Origin of the sequence: Bordetella sp., assembly GCF_051960075.1 — a bacterium.
Taxonomy (GTDB): domain Bacteria; phylum Pseudomonadota; class Gammaproteobacteria; order Burkholderiales; family Burkholderiaceae_B; genus Bordetella.
In genome coordinates this window covers 103,467-121,467 of sequence record NZ_JBQCER010000049.1, presented here as the reverse complement: position 1 = coordinate 121,467, position 18,001 = coordinate 103,467, and the positions used below count along the sequence as shown (strand labels likewise).

Here is an 18,001-nt window from a genome sequence, read left to right as displayed (position 1 = left end):
TCGTTAACACTGAAAACCATGTCGACTATGCAGACTCCATCCGCGGGCCTCGGCCGGGAAATCCTCAATCTCAAGAACGTCTATCGGGGCTTCGACAAGAACCAGGGCGAGTTGCTGGTGCTCGACGGCGTGAACCTGCAGCTGCGCGAGGGCGAGATCGTCGGTCTCCTGGGCCGCTCGGGTTCGGGCAAGTCCACGCTTCTGCGCATCATCGCCGGCCTGATAAAGCCGTCCGGCGGCGACGTGAGCTATCTGGGCAAACCGCTCTCCGGTCCGGCCGAAGGCGTGGCCATGGTGTTCCAGACATTCGCCCTGTTTCCCTGGCTCACGGTGCTGCAGAACGTCGAGGCCGGCCTCGAAGCCCAGGGCGTGCCGCCCAAGGAACGGCGCGCCCGTGCGCTGGCAGCCATCGACCTGATCGGTCTGGACGGTTTCGAAAACGCGTATCCCCGCGAGATGTCCGGCGGCATGCGCCAGCGCGTGGGTTTCGCGCGTGCGCTGGTGGTCGATCCGACGCTGCTGCTGATGGACGAGCCGTTTTCCGCGCTGGACGTGCTGACCGCCGAAACACTGCGTACCGATCTGCTCGATTTGTGGACGCAGGGCCGCATGCCCATCAAGTCGGTGCTCATCGTTACGCACAACATCGAAGAGGCGGTGTTCATGTGCGACCGCATCCTGGTGCTGTCGTCCAACCCGGGCAAGGTCGTGTCCGAGATCAAAGTGCCTTTCAAGCACCCGCGCAACCGCCTGGACCCTGCCTTCCGTAAACTGGTCGACGACATCTATGCCCAGATGACGGCGCGGCCTGCCGGCGATGCGGCGCGCGGCGCGCTCGAACTGGGCAGTTGGCTGCCTGACGTGTCCACCAACCTCATGGCGGGCCTCATGGAAACCCTGGCGGCGGCGCCCTATAACGGCCGTGCCGACATGCCCGACGTCGCCCGCTCGTTGCAGCTGGAAGTCGACGATCTCTTTCCCATCGCCGAAACGCTGCAGCACCTGGGCTTTGCCGACGTTCATCAGGGCGATATGTTCCTGACTCCCGCCGGCCGCAAATTCGCCGAGCTGGGCACGCAGGAACGCAAGATGATGTTCGCCGAACATTTGCTCAAGAACGTGCCCCTGGCCGCCCGCATTCGCGCCGTGCTCAACGAACGCCCCGGCCACCGCGCCCCGCGCGTGCGTTTCGAGCAGGAGCTGGAAGACTTTCTTTCGGACGGCGCCGCCGAAGAAACGCTGGACGCCGTCATCGACTGGGGCCGCTACGGCGAGATTTTCTCGTATAACGACCAGAGCGAAATCTTCAGCCTGGAAGACGTGGAGTCGTAGTCAAAACCACATGCCGGCAGGCAGGCCGATGTCGCGCGGATCTTTCAGCTCAACATCGTTGCCGTACCGGAATGCCTGTGGTTTCTCAGCTCCAGTCGTCGTCGGAGCCGCCACCGCCGCTGTCCCAACTGGAACCGCCGCTGTTGTCATCCCAAGAGCCGGCGTCGTTCACGCCGAAATCATTGCCGCCCATGTCGTAGCCGGCAGCGGGGTCGTTCTGTACGAAGCCGTTGTTGGTATCGACAGGCACCTGCTGCGGGTTGCTGCCGCCCATGACCTTGTGCATGAGCGCTTCGCCCGCCACCATGCCTGCGCCCACTGCGGCGCCCGTGGCGAGGCCGCCCAAAATGCCCGAGCCCATGCCGCCGCCCGCTGCAGGAGGAGCCCCGTAGCCGGGACCGTAGCCGCCGCCGGGCATGACCGGGCCGCCAGGACCGCCAGGGCCTGCAGGCGCTGCAGGACGCCAGCCGGCGGCCGGGCCCGGTTCGACGATGACGCGTTGGGAGCGCGCGCGGACGATCATGAGAATCACGAGCAGAACGGCCAGACCGCCGAGCAGCGGACCCCAGGGCACGTGAACGCCGCCGTTCGCCCGGACCGGGTTGGCGCCGGCGCGCGCGTTGCCCGACAGCACCGACTTCAATTCCTGCACCGCGGCGGGTTTGGCGAACGACAGGTTGGGGTCGATCTGTTGCGCTTTCTGGAGTTCGCCCCGTGCGGCGTTGAGCTTGCCTTCCTTGGCGAAGAGTTCGGCCTGGATGAAATGCGCCTTGGCGCTGTTGGGGTGGTCGCGCAGCACTTGGTCCATCATGCTTTGCGCCTGACTGTAGTTGCCGGCCTTGGCGGCCTGGTAGATCTGGTCTACCGAAGGATCGGCGGCCCAAGCGGCGCTGCTGGCCAGCAGGGCGCCCGCAAATATCAGTTTCGGGATGAGCTTTCCAAACATGTCGATGACTCCCAAAGAGGGAATTTTGAGATGAGGCCGACCTGGAAAAATTCAAGCCCCGCAGACTCAAGCGTAGCGCAAGATGCCGGAGGCGAGACGTTACGAAAGCTTGCCGCGGCGTGCGGCCCGCACGGCAACGGTCACGCTGTGTTGCGAAACGATTGCACGGCGTCCTGGGTTGAATCGGAATCGTGCGCCTGCAGCGCCTGCACGAGCGCCTGACGCGCCTGTGCGTATTCCTGGCCGTAAAGGCCGTGATTGACGGCGGCTATCACCAGCGCTTGCTGCAACTGCGGATCGGCGTCGTCGAAGGGCAGGGCTAGATCGATCCCGTCCTGGGATAGCGACAGAGCGCTTGCGTGCCGCAGCGCTTCGTGAGGATCGGTATACAGCCTGCGCGGCGCGCCCGATGCGCCGGTACGGCTCTGGGCGACCAGCACCAGTTGCAGCCGCTCTTCCCAGACCAGCAACCGCGCGAGCCTGGCCAGGAGGCTGCAGGCCTTTTCCGCTTCCGGCAGCTCGGGCAATTCGCCGGCGCGTATCCAACGCGGGATCTCTTCGGCCGGCATGGGCCGGGCCACTACCCATCCCTGAGCGACATCGGCGCCCAGGATGGCGATGGCTTCCAGCAGATCGGTCGTCTCAACGCCTTCGACGACGACGTCCTTGCCCAGAGAATGGCCGAGCCGGGTGAGCTGGTAGATGAAGCGCAGCACATTGGAGCTGTCCTGGTGCACATTCATCACGATGCTGCGGTCGATCTTGATGCTGTCGAACGGCAGTTCGCGCAGTCGGCTCAGGCTGCTGTAGCCGGACCCCAGATCGTCCTCGGCCAGGCGCACGCCCAAGGCCTTGAAGTGGCCGAGTTCGCCTGCCACGTCCACGCCGCGCGGAATTTCCTCGGTCTCCAGGATTTCCAGCGAGAGCTTGTGCGGTGCGCAGCCGAGTTCTTCCAGCGCACGTTGCGTCGCGTGAAAGTAGCGGGCGTCTGCCAGTGCGCTGGACGGTATGTTGATGGAGACGTGCAGATCCAGTCCGCTTTGCTCCAGCCAGAGGTTGCGCTGCGTCAGCGTTTGATGCAGGCCCAAGGCGTAGAGATCGACGAAGTCGTCGGAAGCCAGGGCGGGAAAAAACATGCCCGGTGTCAGCAGGCGGTCACCGTCGCGCAGGCGCGCCAGTGCCTCGACTTTGTGAACTTTGCGCGTGCGCAGGTCCAGCAGCGGTTGATAGTGCATCTCCAGCGCATCGGACCGCAGCAGCGAAATCCAGCGCTGCCGCTGCAGGTAAGGCGCCAGGCGGGTCGGTCCGAACTGGGATTCGAGACGGTTGATCGCGAACGCCAGCAGCAACTGCACCTGGGTGAGGAGGTTGGCGTGTGTCGGACCGGTGGGGCCGCGCCGCAGACGGCCGTAAATATTGAGAATGGCCCGCGGCGTATTGCCAGGACGGCCCAAGGGAATGGCTGCCGCAGAATGCAGGCCAGCCTGGATGAGGAGTTCCTTCCAGAGCGGCGGAATGCGCGGATCGTCGGCAATGTTCGGGCTTTGCATGATCTGCCCTGTGTGCCATGCCCGGCTCGCAAGTCCGTTGTCGGGTTCGGTGATGCGGGAGGCCTGCTGCAAGGCGTTGGCGTCGGAGAGGTGCCGTTTGAAGTCATCGTCGCCCGCGATGGCTTCATAGCGGATGAAGCCATCCTGGTCCGGTCGGCCGAACGCGCATCCGTCGACGCCGTCCAGTTCGTGAAGAATGTTAGCGGCGCGATTGATCAGGTCGGTGTAGCTGTCCGCTTCCCAGGCCAGGTGGGTCAGGCGCAGCACGATGTCGTTGCGGGACAGCTGCAGCGACGCATAGGCCTCCGACTGCCATGCCAGATCCCGGATGATGCGCCGTCCCAGCACGGCCAGGGCGCGCTCGTGCTCGACGACATCGACATGCTCGCGGAACTGCGCGTACAGAAAATTGTGGCCGTGGATGAGGCTGGCGCGGTCCAGCCGCATGGCGGAGTGGCGCAGGCCCGATGCCAGGGCCAGACGGCGATGCGCCTGTTCGGTCAGCGCAGGCCCGAGCAGCGCATGCATGCTTTCGATCTGATAGACCTTGCCTTGTTCTGCACCGATATCGGGCGCGGGATCGGACGCAGACGGGCTCCAGCGCTCGGCCAGAAACCGATGGACGCGCTCGATGATTTCGCCCAGATCGTCCTGCAGAGCCAGGCTGAGCGCGCGCATGTCGTCGGCCCAGGCGGGACCGTACAACTGTGAGGCGGTCGTGGCACTGCTCTGCCTGTCGCTATGTTGCATGCCTGCAATATAGGGCTATTTACATCGATTGAATCGAAGACCGGAGGTTCCTGGGGTTTGCCCTTATCCACGGGGAAACCATGGTCGCCGGACGTTTAGCTGGTTGTAAACTACGCCGCTTCTTGCACGACGGGGCTGCACGGGGAGCCGCGCTGCAAACGAACGCGGCAGTCGCGCCACAAGCGCGTGCCGGGACATTCTCACTACCTACACGAGGGATCAAACCATGCAACTCAAGCACATTCTGGCAGGCGTTTGCCTGGCGGCCGCGGGTACTACCGGCGCCATGGCTGAAGACCTCGGCCCGACCCTGACGAAAATCAAGCAAACCGGCGCGATCGCGATCGGTTATCGCGATTCGTCCATCCCCTTCTCCTATCTCGACAACAACCAGAAGCCCATCGGTTTTGCCATGGACATCTGCTATCACATCGTCGATGCGGTCAAGGCCAAGCTGAACATGCCCAATCTCAAGGTGAACCTGGTTCCGGTCACCTCGGCGACCCGTATTCCGCTGGTCGCCAACGGCACGGTCGATCTCGAGTGCGGCTCGACCACCAACAACGAAGCGCGCGAAAAACAGGTGGCATTCAGCCAGACCTACTACCTCACGGCCAACCGCGTCGTCAGCAAGAAATCGAGCAACATCCACAGCATCGAAGACCTCAAGGGCAAGACCGTGGTCTCCACCTCGGGCACGACCAACATCCAGCAGCTGGCCGAAGCCAACAAGTCCAAGGGCATGGGCATGAACATCCTGGCCGCCAAGGATCACGCCGAGTCGTTCCTCATGGTCGAGACCGGCCGTGCCGTCGGCTTCGCGATGGACGACATTCTGCTGGCGGGCCTGATCGCCAACGCCAAGGCGCCGCAGGACTACGTCATCACGCCCGATGCCTTCAACAAGGCCGAGCCCTACGGCGCCATGCTGCCCAAGGGCGACGCGCAGTTCAAAGCGGTCGCCGATCAGGCCACCACGGCGCTCTATACCAGCCCCGAAATGGACAAACTCTGGGCCAAGTGGTTCACCTCGCCCATCCCGCCCAACAACGTCAACCTGAACGTGCCGATGAACGAAGCCATGAAGAAGGCATTCGCGCATCCCACGACCAGCCCCAACGTTGCCGACTATTGATTTCAGCGGCGGCAAGGCGGAACATGCAGGCAGCTGCGCCTGCCTTCCGCCTGTTTTTCTGAAGCGCGCGTGCCTTGCGTACGCGCGTTTTTCTTGAGAGTGATCGCATGAACTACCACTGGGACTGGGGGGTTTTCTGGCACCCCTTGCTGGATGGCACCGGCAACTACATGGATTCACTGCTCATCGGCCTGCAATGGACAGTGCTGACTTCGCTGCTTGCCTGGACGATCGCACTGGCCATCGGCTCGGTGCTGGGCGTATTCCGTTCCAGCCGTTCTTCTGCGCTGACCGCACTGGCCAACGCCTATATCGAAATTTTCCGCAACGTGCCGCTGCTGATGCAGCTCTTTCTTTGGTATTTCGTTCTGCCGGAGCTATTGCCCAAGGCATTGGGCGACTGGATCAAGCAACTGCCCAGCAGTTCCTTTTTTACCGCTGTAGTGGGCCTGGGGCTATACATGGCGCCGCGCGTGGCCATCCAACTGGCGGCCGGCATCGCAGCGTTGCCGCGCGGGCAGCGCATGGCTGGCGAGGCCATGGGCCTGACTCCGGCGCAGACCTACCGCTATGTGCTGCGGCCCATGGCCTTTCGCATCATCTTCCCGCCCCTGACCACCGAATTCCTCAACACCATCAAGAACAGCTCGGTGGCCATCACCGTCGGCCTGCTGGAGCTCACTGCCCGCGCGCGCGCAATGAAGGAAGAAACCTTCCAGGTATTCGAGGCTTTCATCGCGGCGGCGGTGCTCTACCTGGCGCTCAACCTCATCGTGACGATAGCCATGCGCGCCATCGAGCGCCGGCTGGCCGTTCCCGGCTATATCTCGGGAGGGCACTGAACCATGTTCGCCCATTTCGATTTCGGCGCCATTTACCGCTCGCTGCCCTACCTGTTCCGCGAGGGCATGACCTTCACGCTCATGCTCACGGCCATCGCCACGTTCTTCGGCGTGATCCTGGGCACGATCATTGCCATGATGCGCCTGTCGTCGGTGCCGGTTCTGCGCCAGTTCGCCACGCTCTACGTCAACCTGCTGCGTGCGCTGCCCCTGGTGCTGGTGATCTTCCTGATTTATTTTCTGCTGCCCTACGTGGGCCAATGGGTTACCGGCGCGTCGCGGCCGGTCGAGGTCGGGGCGCTCAATTCGTCGATCATCACCTTTACCGTATTCGAGGCGGCCTATTTCTCCGAAATCATGCGGGCCGGCATACAGTCCATTCCCAACGGGCAGGTCGCGGCCGCCTACGGCGTCGGCCTCAAGTATTCGCAGATGATGCGCTATGTGGTGCTGCCGCAGGCGTTTCGCACTATGCTGCCGGTGATCTTCATGCAGACCATCGTTCTGTTCCAGGACACCTCGTTGGTATACGTGCTGTCGATCACCGATTTTCTGGGCGCCGCGTCCAAGGTCGCCGAGCGCGACGGCCGCGTCGTCGAGATGTACCTTTTCGCAGCGCTGGTTTATTTCATCATTTCGTTCACGGCATCGCGATATGTCCGGCGGTTGCAGAACCGCCTGGCCATCATCCGTTGACCTGGGCTGACAAGCAGGAGAGCCGTTTCGTGGCCATGATTACTCTGAAAAACGTCGACAAGTGGTACAACCCGCAGTTTCAGGTTCTGAAGCACTGCACCACGTCCATCGACAAGGGCGAAGTGGTGGTGGTGTGCGGGCCTTCGGGCTCGGGCAAATCCACGCTCATCAAGACCGTCAACGGCCTGGAGTCCATCCAGGGCGGCGAGATCATCGTCGACGGTACCTCGGTGGCGGCCAAAGGCACCAATCTGCCCAAGCTGCGCTCGCGCGTGGGCATGGTATTCCAGCATTTCGAACTGTTCCCGCACCTGAGCATCACGCAAAACCTCTGCCTGGGCCAGGAAAAAGTACTGGGCCGGTCGCACGAAGAAGCCGTGGCCAAGGCGCTCAAGCTGCTCGATCGCGTGGGCCTCAAGGCTCACGCCGACAAGTTCCCCGGCCAGCTGTCGGGCGGCCAGCAGCAGCGCGTGGCGATCGCCCGTGCGCTGGTCATGGATCCCATCTGCATGCTGTTCGACGAGCCCACGTCGGCGCTCGACCCGGAAATGGTCAACGAAGTGCTGGACGTGATGGTCGAGCTCGCCAAGGAAGGCATGACAATGATGGTCGTGACCCACGAAATGGGCTTCGCCCGCAAGGTGGCCGACCGCGTCATCTTTATGGATGCCGGCGAAATCGTCGAAGACGAACCCAAAGACGCCTTCTTCGAGGCAGCCAAGAGCGAACGCGCACGCCAGTTCCTGTCCAAGATTCTGTCGCACTGACCGGGCCGGGTATCGCCCTGAGGCCCCGGAAAGAACGCTAAAGCGGCTTCGGCCGCGACGCGAGCTGGGGGAGGCCCAAGCTTGCGCGCAGTCGCTGGCAGTCCGGATTCACGCTGCCGTCGGCTTCCCAGGCATTGAACTCGCGGCAAGTCGAGGAACGCAGCGGGTAGATGGCGCAATGGATGCCGGGCTGGCCCAGCACGCCGCGCAAGGCCGTGCAACGGCCGCCTTGTTCCGTGCCCTGCATGCAGACGCGCAGCGGGGTAATTTGCGTGACGAGCTCCTGCGGTACGGTGCCGCCATTGACGCCGGTCACCTCGCCGCAGTAGAACGACACCCTGAAATTCGCGCAGCAGGCCCCGCAACCCAGACAGGGATTCAGGTCGGCCGGATTGTTGTCGGGCAGGATCGAAACGGTGTCGGACATGGCCGGGCGAGTGTACTGGAACCATGCCGCAGGGTTCGGTTACATGCGGCAATGCCACCGGCGCGCCGGCTACGCTATTCTTAATAAGGGTCGGATGTGAGCCGACCCGGAGTAGCACACGCATGACCCGCAAGAAGAAAATCGTCCTCAGCGCTCTAGCCGTCGGGCTGGGTCTGCCGATCGTTCTGATCGTGGCGGCGGGCGTGGCCCTGGACAATCTGGATGCGAACCGGCTAAAGCCGCAGATCGACGCGAGCGTGTCGGCTGCGCTGGGCCGGCCCTTTGCCATCAACGGCGATCTGTCCGTGACCTGGGCGCGCGGCGCCGCCGGCGACACAGGGTGGCGTCGCCTGGTGCCCTGGCCGCACGTCAGCGCGCAAGACCTCACGCTGGGCAACCCCGGCTGGGCGCGCACCCCGGTCATGATCAGCCTCAAGCGGGTGCAGTTCGAGCTCTCGCCCCTGCCCCTGCTGGCGCACAAAGTGGTGATCCGCGATTTGCAGCTGACCGGTCCCTCGGCGGATCTGCAACGCCTGGCCGACGGACGGGCCAATTGGGACCTGACCCTGCCCGCGTCATCGGGCGCGGGCGGCGCATCGCCATCCTGGTCGGTCGACATCGATCAGATAGGTTTCGATCAGGGCACGGTTGCTTTTACCGACGACGTCTTGAAGACCGATATCTCGCTGCAGATCGATCCGCTGGGCAAACCCGTGCCCGTTGCCGACATAACGGGCGTGCAGACGGATGCATCGCAGAGTCCCGCATTCGCACAGCCCGCTGCGATGGCGCGGGCCGGTCAGGCGACTGATGATGCCGAGGTGAATAAAGCGTTGAGCCGCGCCGAACGGGCCGGTCAGGCCTCTGCCCGGAACACGCCCGACTATGTTTTCGGGTGGAAGGCGTCGGGCCGTTATCGCGGGCTGCCTTTCAAGGGCGAAGGCCGAATCGGCGGCATGCTGGCCTTGCAGAATGCGGCAGTGCCTTTTCCGATACAGGCCAAGATCGAAGCCGGGCGAACCCGGGCTTCCGTCGTCGGCATCTTGACCGACCCCAAGAACCTGGGAGCCTTGAACCTGCGCCTGTCGCTATCAGGCGCGTCGATGGCCGATCTGTTTCCGCTTACAGGCGTGGCGCTGCCCGATACGCCGGCCTACTCGACCGACGGGCGACTGATCGCCAGCCTGCGCGGCAAGACCGGCCCCGTGTTTTCCTATCGCAATTTCAATGGCCGGGTAGGGCAGAGCGATCTGCACGGCACGCTGCGATTTACTTTGCGCCCGCCTCGCCCCCGGCTGGTCGGTCAGGTCTGGTCCGATCAATTGCGCATGGCCGATCTGGGTCCTCTCATCGGTATCGGCGCCCAGAACGCCGATGCGCCCCAGCCCAAGTCCAACACCGCTGCCGAGCATGCCGCGTCGGGCAAGATCTTGCCGGACGAAGCTTTCCGCACCGATCGCTGGCGCGTCATGGACGCCGACGTGACTTTCTTCGGCAAACGCATCCAACACAGCGGTCGCTTGCCCTTTTCCGATCTCAACACGCATGTGGTGATGGACGACGGCAGGCTGGCTGTGGATCCGCTGCGCTTCGGCGTTGCCGGCGGCACGATTGCGGGGGCAGTTCACCTGGATGGCGCCAAAACGCCGATGTCGGGCTCGCTGCGCATATCGGCACAGGCGTTGCAGCTCAAGCAGCTGTTTCCCGATATGCACGCGCCGCAGGCGCAGGGCATGCTGGGGCTGCTGCGCGGCAACGCGGTCCTGTCGGGCGAGGGCAATTCGGTGGCGGCGCTGCTGGGCGACGCCAGTGGCGACGTGCATGCGCTGATCAACGACGGCGTCGTCAGCCGCGGCCTGATGGAATTGGCCGGTCTGAATGTAGGCAACTACTTGATGGCCAAGCTGTTCGGCGACAACGACGTCAAGATCGATTGCGCGGCCGCGGACCTGGGCATGAACAAGGGCATCATGAAGACCCGCGCTCTGGTGTTCGATACCGATAATGCGCTGGTCAATGTCAACGGCACCGCCAATTTTCGCGATGAGACGTTGAACTTGACCGTGTCTCCCGAGAGCAAGGGTTTTCGCATTTTTTCGCTACGGTCGCCGTTGTATGTCAAGGGCACTTTCGCCAAGCCGGATGTCGGCGTGGAGGTGGCGCCGCTGCTGGCGCGCGGTGCAGGCCTGGTGGCCTTGAGCGTGGCGCTGACGCCCGCAGCCGGTTTGCTTGCCCTGATCGCCGGGCCGGGCAACGATGCGCATGAGCAAAGTGCCTGCTCCCGGCTGCTGGCCGAGGCGAAAAAGCCTGCAAGGTTGTCGGCGAAAAAGTGAGGGCGGTCGGATCGAACCGCGGGTGATGGATAGATTTGACTTGCGCTAAAAAGACCATATACAATCATGGTCTTCGCTTTTTATTTCTGCTTTTTATGCAAGCAATGTTTGCGACCAAAAGCAGCAAAAAATGCGCGGGCTGTTAGCTCAGTTGGTAGAGCAGCGGACTCTTAATCCGTAGGTCGAGTGTTCGAGCCACTCACAGCCCACCACCACCCTTCCCAGGGTGTTGCGAGGAAAATCAAGCACTTGCGAGCGATCGCGGTGCTTTTTTTTCGTCCATGCTGGGCGCCTACGCGGCAAAAATTGGTATTTGCCGGAAATCTGCCGGATTTCGAGAATCCAGGTCAAGCGTGTTGTCACGCACCTGGAGTCTTAATAAATGGCATACATCAGTCAGCGCGGCGCTTTTTGGTGCGCAGAAATCCACCGGCGGGGATACAAACCGGTCTACCGTACCTTCGATAGCAAGCAGCTCGGCCAGCAGTGGGCTCGGCGGATCGAGTCTGAGATGGACGCAAGTGTTTATCTCGATCGCACCGACGGGGAGCGCACCACCCTAGGTGAAGGTCTGGACCGATATCTGCGAGAGGTCGTCCCTACCAAAACCTCGCCCGATCAAGAAAAAGGCCGTGTACAGCGCTGGAAACAGCACTCGCTTAGCTACCGGATGATGGCCAGCCTGCGCGGGGCGGACTTCGCCCGTTATCGGGACGAGCGTCGCGCCGCAGGTAAAGCAGAGAACACAATCCGGCTCGAATTGCAGCTCGTTAACCATCTGTACGAGACAGCTCGCAAGGAATGGGGAATGGAGGGGTTGATGAACCCCTTGAAGAACATCCGCAAACCTAGCGGCAGCAAGGCACGAGATCGGCGACTGCAATCCGGAGAGTACGAAGCCCTCCGGACCTACCTAGCCGATTCCGGCAATCCTTACACCGCGCCGGCTTATGACCTGGCGATCGAAACGTCGTTGCGTCAAGGCAAGCTCTTTGCATTGCGATGGGAATGGATCGATCTGAATGCGCGCTTGGTGCGTATCCCTTCGGTATTCCGTCAAGCAGGGAACAAGGGTGTTCCGGCTATTTTGCCGCTATCGCGACGAGCTTGCGATGTACTTGCCCAACTACAAGCGCGTGATGGTCGCACCGAAGGCAGAGTGCTCGATACGACCGCTAACGCCGTGGTCTGCTTGTGGAAACGAGCTACCAAGGCGCTCAAGATCCACAATCTGCGATGGCACGACCTGCGCCATGAGGCTACGTCACGTTTGTTCGAGAAGGGTTTGAATCCGATGGAGTTGGCCAGCATCACAGGTCACAAGAGCATGCAAATGCTCGCGCGGTATACCCATCTGAAACCCGAAACCATCCTGGCCAAGCTGGATTAGCAACGTTGTATCTCGCAAAGGTGAACGTTTATGGGGCTTATCCCCCACGTATTTAATGAAAATCGTAAATATCCAAATGCAGGAGTGCAGAAATGGTGATTTCAGTTCTGAATCAAAAGGGCGGTGTTGGCAAAACAACCTTGGCGGTGAACTTGGCCGCGAGCTTGCCCGTCCTGCAAGCATAAGGAACGAGTTTTCACGTTCCAAGGCAAGCCCATCGTTAACGCGAACACTCGCGCCTGGCGCAATGCATTGAAGAACGCCAGTATCGAGAATTTCCGTTGACACGACTTGCGCCATTGCTGGGCATCCTGGCTCGTGCAAAACGGCACGCCGTTATATGTAGTGCAGGAGCTGGGCGGGTGGAGTTCGGTTCAGATGGTGCAGCGGTATGCACACCTACAGGCCGAGCTCAAGCGGGTGACCGAGGAGTGCGACATCCTAAAAAAGGCCGCAGCGTACTTTGCCAAGGGGTGAGGGCAAAGTACGTGTTCATGCAAGCGCATCTGAAGCAGTTTCGGGTCACGAGCATGTGCCGGGTTCTGCGCGTGCAGCGCAGCGGCTTTTATGCCTGGCAGCGCTAGCCCCATAGCGCCCGGCACAAAGAGGATCAGCGCCTTCTGGGGTTGATCAAGCAGTCCTGGCTCGAGAGCGGCACGGTCTGCGGTTATCGCAAGATAACGCAGGATCTGCGCGACCTGGGTGAGCAGTGCAGCAAGAACCGGGTAGCGCGGTTGATGCACGATGAGGGCCTACGAGCGCAGGTCGGCTACGGCCGTCGTCCCAGGGCCGCAGCAGGCAGGCCGTCGGTTGTCGCACCGAACCGGTTGGATCGGCAATTCGATGTCCCGGCCGCCAATACTCATTGGGTCACCGACATCACCTATATCCGCACACATGAAGGCTGGCTGTACCTGGCCGTGGTCATTGATCTGTACTCGCGGCAGGTCGTGGGCTGGGCCATGGACGGTCGGATGCAGACCGATTTGGTATTACAGGCCTTGCTAGCGGCCGTATGGCGACGCAAGCCGCCTGCCGGATTGATGCTGCATTCGGATCAGGGCAGCCAGTTCACAGGCCAGCAGTGGCAAGCGTTCTTGCAGAACCACGATATCGTTTGCAGCATGAGCCGGCGCGGCAACTGCCACGACAATGCCGTGGCCGAGAGCTTGTTCCAGCTTTTGAAGCGCGAACGGGTCAAGCGTCGGATATACCTGACCCGCGACCAGGCGCGCAGCGATGTGTTCGATTACATCGAGATGTTCTACAACCCGAAGCGGCGCCACAGTTCCAACGGTGGCCTGTCTCCGGTAGAGTTCGAGCAACAGGCAGTTCTGTCAGGCTTGTAGGTGTCTACAGAACCCTGGTCGATTCAATCCAATGGATGGCCTTGCTTCATCTTTCTGGGTAAAGGGAACTGTTAGATCGATATGGGGCATGATTTTTATGGTCGATGTGTCAGCCATGCAATCATAAGCAAATCGGTCAGGCCGCCGGCGACTACTTCCAGGCTTCGATGCACTGGTCCCAGTTGGTTGTCGCCGCCGGCGTCATGCGCGACTGGTGGGTACCCTGGAGGGCATCTGGCCGGCACTGTCTGGCGCCCCAGGCTACGCTGCTGCGGCCAAAGCGCTGATTCAGTGTGTCCACCGCGTGCGCCAGCTGCAAAGTGTCGCGCACACTTATATGCGTCTGCGCTGTCGGCAGTGCCCCCAAAAGCTCGCCCTGAGCGCAGGCCTGCGCCGGGCTGGCGATGTCCAGCAGGCGCACACCTGCCGTGGCACTTCAGCTCGATCATCTTCTCTGTAAAGGGTATTCACTTAGGCTTCTAAGGTTGAGTTTTTTTTTCTCGCCAATATACTTAGAGGACTAATATTTTCTTTGCGCTTGTTGGCTGTGGATTCAAGCGCATAAGAATGACTAAGTGGGTTGAACAAATACCCCAAATATGTGAGGAGACAAAAATGAGAAAACTCAGGCAATTGATATCGCTGAGTGCGGTACTTCTTTGCGCGACATCCGCGTCATACGCGGTAGAACCCTTTGATATCGACGTCGTATTGCCCTTGACCGGGGGGGCGGCCTTTCTTGGCAAGGCCGAGCAGCTTGCACTACAACGGGCAGAAAAAGGACTGACGGGTGACCAAGGCATAGGCGGCCGTCCAGTCAGATTCGTTTTTCATGACGATCAGTCCAGTCCTCAGACAGCGGTTCAACTAGCAACCCAGATTGTGACCCGTAACCCGCCGGCGGTACTCGGTTCGGCGGTGGTCGCCATGTGCAACGCAATGGCGCCGTTGATGAAGAACGGTCCGGTTCTGTACTGCCTTTCACCTGGGGTACATCCAAAAGAAGGGAGCTTCATGTACACGTCCAGCGTGGCCACGGGAGATCTCGCTGCCGCTTTGCTGCGCTACTTCGACCTGAAAGGCATGAGAAAAATAGGCCTCATTACGAGCACTGACGCCTCAGGCCAGGACGCCGCGCACAACATTGAGGAATTGCTCAAAAAGCCAGAGTTCAAGCAGATTCAGTTGGTCTCGAATGTCAGTTTCAACCCGTCCGACGTCAGTGCCAGTTCACAGGTTCAACGTATCAAGGGATCGAAACCTGATGCCATCATTGCGTGGAGTACAGGCGCCGCAATCGGTACTGTATTCAAGGCCATTACAGATTCCGGCCTCAATGTTCCGGTCGCCACCACCGATGGCAACATGACCTACGCGCAGATGGCACAGTACGAAAAATTTTTGCCGAAAAACCTGCTGATACCTTCACCGCAATGGTTGCCTGATTCACCGCACGATGCTCCGCAAGGACAAGTGGAAGCCAAGCAAGCGTTGGAAGCCGCCTATGCGGGAACGGGTATCAAACCAGATGCGGCCTCATCTTTCGCCTGGGATCCTGCAATGTTGGTCGTAGCGGCCTTGCGTAAGTTAGGGCCCAGCGCAACAGCGGGCGAATTGCGCACCTATTTGGCGCAACTCAAGGGATTTTCCGGCCTAAACGGAACCTATGACTTCACTGCCGTGCCGCAGCGAGGTCTGGCCGACATGAATGTCTACATCACCAAGTGGGACGCCGAGAAAAAGACCTGGGTTGTCGTGAGCGGCTCCGGCGGCGCATTGCTGAAGTGATATTTGCCGAACAAACGGTCATGACAGAACTCATTCAGATCATCGTCGGTGGGCTGCAGGTTGGATGCATTTACGCACTGGTTGCCCTTGGTTTCTCACTCGTTTACCGCGTGACCAACGTCATCAACCTCGGGCAAGGTGCGTTTTGCATGCTAGGCGCTTTAGGAGCCTATACCATGCAGGTGAGTTTTGGCTGTGGACCGTTGCTATCGTTGGCGGCCGCCACCGTTTTTACGGTGGTGGTTGGCGTGTTCGTCGCCTACGTCGCATTTGTGCCTGGACTCTCGCGGTTGTCCAACGCCAATATGTTGATGCTCAGCGCTGGTTTGCTGACGATGTTGGAAGGGCTGATTCTGGTTGTCTGGGGTAGTCAGCCCTATGCGATGGCGCCATTCTCAGGAGAGAAACCGATTTCGACCTTGGGCATCCTGGTTCCGACGCAGGAGTTCTGGATTATCGGTACCACCTGCCTGGTCATTGCTTGCCTGTGGTATCTGATTCAGAAGACTTCGCTTGGTCAGGCATTGCGTGCCTGTGCCGAAAATCCGATTGCTGCCACCCTGATGGGTGTGAATGTCACGCGCATGCAGTTGTTCAGCGTCGCGGGGGCAGCACTAATTGGCTCTGTTGCAGGTATTGTTTCGGCGCCAGCAATGTCGCTTCAGTTTGACACCGGTCGGCTATTCACGATTCAAGGTTTTATCGCTGTCGCTATTGGCGGTCTGGCGTCATTCCCCGCAGCGGTTGCCGGGGGGCTACTGTTGGGCATTGTCAGTCAGCTCGCAACGGCATATGTGTCGTCGCTTTTCAGTAACGCCATTTCGCTGGCGCTATTGCTCGTCGTACTGTTATTTCGTCCCAATGGACTGATTAGTGGGCGCACTACAAGGCGTCAAGATGTGCGAGAGGAGCCTCGCGTCTGGAAACACGTTACTCGTCTACCGGTTCGCGCCAAGTGGCTGACTGCGGCGGCAGGATTGATACTTTCGCTGTTGGTTCCGGTTTTCATTCCCCAAGGCTCAGTGCTAAGTGGTGTGATCATTGCCGCTATTTTCTTCATTGCCCTGATGGGACTTGACCTGGTGATGGGTTACGCCGGACAAGTCAGTCTTGGCCAAGCCGGATTCATGGCAATCGGCGGTTACACCGCTGGCTACATGACGACCCAGTTGGGTGTCTCGCCGCTGTGGGCACTTCTGTCGGGCGCCGCATTGTCGCTGGCGGCTGCGTTGTTGCTATCAACGGTCACGATGCGATTGCGCGGGTTGTATCTGGCGCTTGCCACGTTGGCGTTTGGCTTGCTCGTTGATTCATGCGCTGTAGGCCTGGTCGATATCACTGGAGGGCCTTCGGGCCTTGTAGGAATTCCCTCTTTTTCATTGGGACGCTTTAGTTTTGATGCGCCGGTCTCAATGTATTACCTCGTATTGACGTTGAACGTGATCCTGCTGATTTCTCTCGGCGGTTTGATGCGATCCAGTTTTGGACGTTCGCTACAGGCAATTCGAACCGATCAGATGGCCGCTGCGGCCTTGGGCATCAAGGTGGTTCGCTGCAAGCTGATCGCGTTTTCAATTGCAGCGGTTCTAGCCTCCGTCGCAGGCAGTCTCTATTCCTACTTCTTTCACTTTTTATCGCCAGACATGTTAGGTACGCGCAGTTCGCTCGAATTGGTTTCGATGCTGGTGATCGGCGGCGAAGGAACGTTGGTAGGGGGATTGTTCGGTGCAACGCTCTTGACACTGATGCCGACGATTTTTCAACCGTTGGCGCAGTGGAAGACATTCGCCAGCGGCGCATTGCTGGTAGCGGCTTTCCTTTACCTGCCGGAAGGTATCTGGGGCTCGCTGGCACGCTACCTGTCGGTGCTTGACAGGCGCTTTAGGCCAAGCAATACGACGCCCGCCATTCCGCGGGAGATACAACCGTGAGCAATGCGAGTTTACGGGTGCGCGGTCTTAGCCGCTCTTTCGGCGGTCTTAGGGCTGCCAACGATGTTTCTTTCGATGTGGTACGCGGCACCATTACCGCGCTGATCGGCCCGAATGGCGCCGGCAAGACCACACTGTTTAATTTAATTACCAATCTGTTTTCTGCCGACACCGGCGAGATTGAGTTTGAGGGGCGACGCATCGACAAAATGCAGCCGGGACGGATCGCCGATCTCGGTCTGATCCGTACTTTTCAGACTGCGCGCGTATTCCCAGGTATGACGGTTCTCGAGAACGTCATGGTGGGGCGCAGTCGAATCTCAAAATGTGGATTGTTGCAGCAGGCGCTTTGGAGCTCAGATTGTCGCCGCGCCGAGCGAGATTTGACACAGCGCGCCGATGCGCTGCTGGCGCTAACCGGATTGACGAGGTTCCGCGATACCCATGCAGTGGAGCTGCCGATGGGGGCGCAAAAAATGCTCGAAATTCTGCGTGCACTGATGGCCCAGCCCAAGCTGCTACTGCTCGATGAGCCTGCCGCCGGTTTGAACGATACCGAGACTTCCGAGTTGGCGTCGCTGATGTTCGCCATTCGTGCCAGCGACATCACGGTGCTCATTGTTGAACACAATATGGGACTGGTCATGGGGGTCGCAGATCGTGTCGTGGTACTAGAGACTGGGGCCGTGATCGCCACGGGTACGCCAGCCGAAATTCAGACAAATGATCGCGTTATCAAAGCCTACCTAGGCTAGAGAGAATCAA

At 60.4% G+C, this 18,001-nt stretch carries 15 protein-coding genes, 1 tRNA gene and 1 pseudogene; 13 read left to right on the top strand and 4 right to left on the bottom strand.

What is annotated here, in order from left to right; all coding sequences use genetic code 11:
• Window positions 1-27: 27 nt before the first annotated feature.
• Window positions 28-1,332 (top strand): ABC transporter ATP-binding protein, encoded by a 1,305-nt coding sequence (locus ACTHJ1_RS07095; protein ID WP_440189784.1) that lies wholly within the window; start codon window positions 28-30, stop codon window positions 1,330-1,332.
• Between the two features lie 85 nt (window positions 1,333-1,417).
• On the opposite strand, the gene ACTHJ1_RS07090 is transcribed toward ACTHJ1_RS07095, so the two are convergent.
• Both ACTHJ1_RS07090 and ACTHJ1_RS07085 read right to left on the bottom strand, forming a co-directional pair.
• A complete protein-coding gene (locus ACTHJ1_RS07090; protein WP_440189782.1) occupies window positions 1,418-2,278 on the bottom strand; it encodes a tetratricopeptide repeat protein in 861 nt (286 codons plus the stop codon).
• 140 nt (window positions 2,279-2,418) lie between these two features.
• Window positions 2,419-4,578 (bottom strand): EAL domain-containing protein, encoded by a 2,160-nt coding sequence (locus ACTHJ1_RS07085; protein ID WP_440189779.1) that lies wholly within the window; start codon window positions 4,576-4,578, stop codon window positions 2,419-2,421.
• A 226-nt stretch (window positions 4,579-4,804) separates the two neighbouring features.
• On the opposite strand from ACTHJ1_RS07085, the gene ACTHJ1_RS07080 reads away from it, so the two are divergent.
• From ACTHJ1_RS07080 to ACTHJ1_RS07065, 4 genes are all read left to right on the top strand, one after another.
• Window positions 4,805-5,713, top strand: a complete 909-nt coding sequence (locus ACTHJ1_RS07080) for an amino acid ABC transporter substrate-binding protein (protein ID WP_440189776.1) — start codon at window positions 4,805-4,807, stop codon at window positions 5,711-5,713.
• A 107-nt stretch (window positions 5,714-5,820) separates the two neighbouring features.
• Window positions 5,821-6,555 carry an amino acid ABC transporter permease gene (locus ACTHJ1_RS07075; RefSeq protein WP_440189773.1) on the top strand — a complete coding sequence of 245 codons (735 nt, stop codon included), beginning with the start codon at window positions 5,821-5,823 and terminating at the stop codon, window positions 6,553-6,555.
• A 3-nt stretch (window positions 6,556-6,558) separates the two neighbouring features.
• Complete coding sequence (locus ACTHJ1_RS07070; protein WP_440189770.1) at window positions 6,559-7,251, top strand: amino acid ABC transporter permease; 693 nt, start codon at window positions 6,559-6,561, stop codon at window positions 7,249-7,251.
• A gap of 35 nt (window positions 7,252-7,286) precedes the next feature.
• Entirely contained in the window at window positions 7,287-8,018 is a 732-nt protein-coding gene (locus ACTHJ1_RS07065) for an amino acid ABC transporter ATP-binding protein (protein ID WP_440189767.1), read from the top strand.
• Between the two features lie 37 nt (window positions 8,019-8,055).
• Here ACTHJ1_RS07065 and ACTHJ1_RS07060 read toward each other — a convergent pair whose 3' ends face one another.
• Window positions 8,056-8,445 carry a YkgJ family cysteine cluster protein gene (locus ACTHJ1_RS07060; protein WP_440189764.1) on the bottom strand — a complete coding sequence of 130 codons (390 nt, stop codon included), beginning with the start codon at window positions 8,443-8,445 and terminating at the stop codon, window positions 8,056-8,058.
• Between the two features lie 122 nt (window positions 8,446-8,567).
• Here ACTHJ1_RS07060 and ACTHJ1_RS07055 point away from each other — a divergent pair, with 122 nt between their 5' ends.
• From ACTHJ1_RS07055 to ACTHJ1_RS07035, 5 genes and pseudogenes are all read left to right on the top strand, one after another.
• Window positions 8,568-10,778: an AsmA family protein gene (locus ACTHJ1_RS07055; RefSeq protein ID WP_440189761.1), complete on the top strand. Its 2,211-nt coding sequence runs from the start codon at window positions 8,568-8,570 to the stop codon at window positions 10,776-10,778.
• Between the two features lie 136 nt (window positions 10,779-10,914).
• Window positions 10,915-10,990 (top strand) — tRNA-Lys (locus ACTHJ1_RS07050).
• A gap of 170 nt (window positions 10,991-11,160) precedes the next feature.
• Window positions 11,161-12,168: a site-specific integrase gene (locus ACTHJ1_RS07045; RefSeq protein ID WP_440189758.1), complete on the top strand. Its 1,008-nt coding sequence runs from the start codon at window positions 11,161-11,163 to the stop codon at window positions 12,166-12,168.
• A gap of 92 nt (window positions 12,169-12,260) precedes the next feature.
• Window positions 12,261-12,353, top strand: a complete 93-nt coding sequence (locus tag ACTHJ1_RS07040; protein ID WP_440189755.1) for a ParA family protein — start codon at window positions 12,261-12,263, stop codon at window positions 12,351-12,353.
• Window positions 12,354-12,465: 112 nt separating this feature from the next.
• Window positions 12,466-13,517, top strand: a pseudogene (locus ACTHJ1_RS07035) (IS3 family transposase); the annotation flags it as partial.
• A 151-nt stretch (window positions 13,518-13,668) separates the two neighbouring features.
• Here the strand turns inward: ACTHJ1_RS07035 and ACTHJ1_RS07030 are convergent.
• A complete protein-coding gene (locus ACTHJ1_RS07030) occupies window positions 13,669-13,848 on the bottom strand; it encodes a DUF4113 domain-containing protein (protein WP_440189752.1) in 180 nt (59 codons plus the stop codon).
• 284 nt (window positions 13,849-14,132) lie between these two features.
• Between ACTHJ1_RS07030 and ACTHJ1_RS07025 the strand changes: the two genes are divergently transcribed.
• From ACTHJ1_RS07025 to ACTHJ1_RS07015, 3 genes are read left to right on the top strand one after another with little or no spacing between them, the layout of a single operon-like run.
• Window positions 14,133-15,305, top strand: coding sequence for an ABC transporter substrate-binding protein (locus ACTHJ1_RS07025; RefSeq protein ID WP_440189749.1), 1,173 nt, complete (start codon window positions 14,133-14,135; stop codon window positions 15,303-15,305).
• Window positions 15,306-15,325: 20 nt separating this feature from the next.
• Entirely contained in the window at window positions 15,326-17,236 is a 1,911-nt protein-coding gene (locus ACTHJ1_RS07020) for an ABC transporter permease (protein WP_440189746.1), read from the top strand.
• The gene (locus ACTHJ1_RS07015) at window positions 17,233-17,991 is read left to right on the top strand and encodes an ABC transporter ATP-binding protein (protein WP_440189743.1); all 759 of its coding nucleotides are present in this window, start codon (window positions 17,233-17,235) and stop codon (window positions 17,989-17,991) included. The genes ACTHJ1_RS07020 and ACTHJ1_RS07015 overlap by 4 nt, the downstream gene beginning before the upstream one ends.
• Window positions 17,992-18,001: the final 10 nt, after the last annotated feature.

Excerpts from the sequence above, each read along its gene's own strand:
- ACTHJ1_RS07095 (WP_440189784.1), top strand. The coding sequence starts at position 28 with ATGCAGACTCCATCCGCGGGCCTCGGCCGGGAAATCCTCAATCTCAAG.
- ACTHJ1_RS07090 (WP_440189782.1), bottom strand. The coding sequence starts at position 2,278 with ATGTTTGGAAAGCTCATCCCGAAACTGATATTTGCGGGCGCCCTGCTG.
- ACTHJ1_RS07085 (WP_440189779.1), bottom strand. The coding sequence starts at position 4,578 with ATGCAACATAGCGACAGGCAGAGCAGTGCCACGACCGCCTCACAGTTG.
- ACTHJ1_RS07080 (WP_440189776.1), top strand. The coding sequence starts at position 4,805 with ATGCAACTCAAGCACATTCTGGCAGGCGTTTGCCTGGCGGCCGCGGGT.
- ACTHJ1_RS07075 (WP_440189773.1), top strand. The coding sequence starts at position 5,821 with ATGAACTACCACTGGGACTGGGGGGTTTTCTGGCACCCCTTGCTGGAT.
- ACTHJ1_RS07070 (WP_440189770.1), top strand. The coding sequence starts at position 6,559 with ATGTTCGCCCATTTCGATTTCGGCGCCATTTACCGCTCGCTGCCCTAC.
- ACTHJ1_RS07065 (WP_440189767.1), top strand. The coding sequence starts at position 7,287 with ATGATTACTCTGAAAAACGTCGACAAGTGGTACAACCCGCAGTTTCAG.
- ACTHJ1_RS07060 (WP_440189764.1), bottom strand. The coding sequence starts at position 8,445 with ATGTCCGACACCGTTTCGATCCTGCCCGACAACAATCCGGCCGACCTG.
- ACTHJ1_RS07055 (WP_440189761.1), top strand. The coding sequence starts at position 8,568 with ATGACCCGCAAGAAGAAAATCGTCCTCAGCGCTCTAGCCGTCGGGCTG.
- ACTHJ1_RS07045 (WP_440189758.1), top strand. The coding sequence starts at position 11,161 with ATGGCATACATCAGTCAGCGCGGCGCTTTTTGGTGCGCAGAAATCCAC.
- ACTHJ1_RS07040 (WP_440189755.1), top strand. The coding sequence starts at position 12,261 with ATGGTGATTTCAGTTCTGAATCAAAAGGGCGGTGTTGGCAAAACAACC.
- ACTHJ1_RS07025 (WP_440189749.1), top strand. The coding sequence starts at position 14,133 with ATGAGAAAACTCAGGCAATTGATATCGCTGAGTGCGGTACTTCTTTGC.
- ACTHJ1_RS07020 (WP_440189746.1), top strand. The coding sequence starts at position 15,326 with ATGACAGAACTCATTCAGATCATCGTCGGTGGGCTGCAGGTTGGATGC.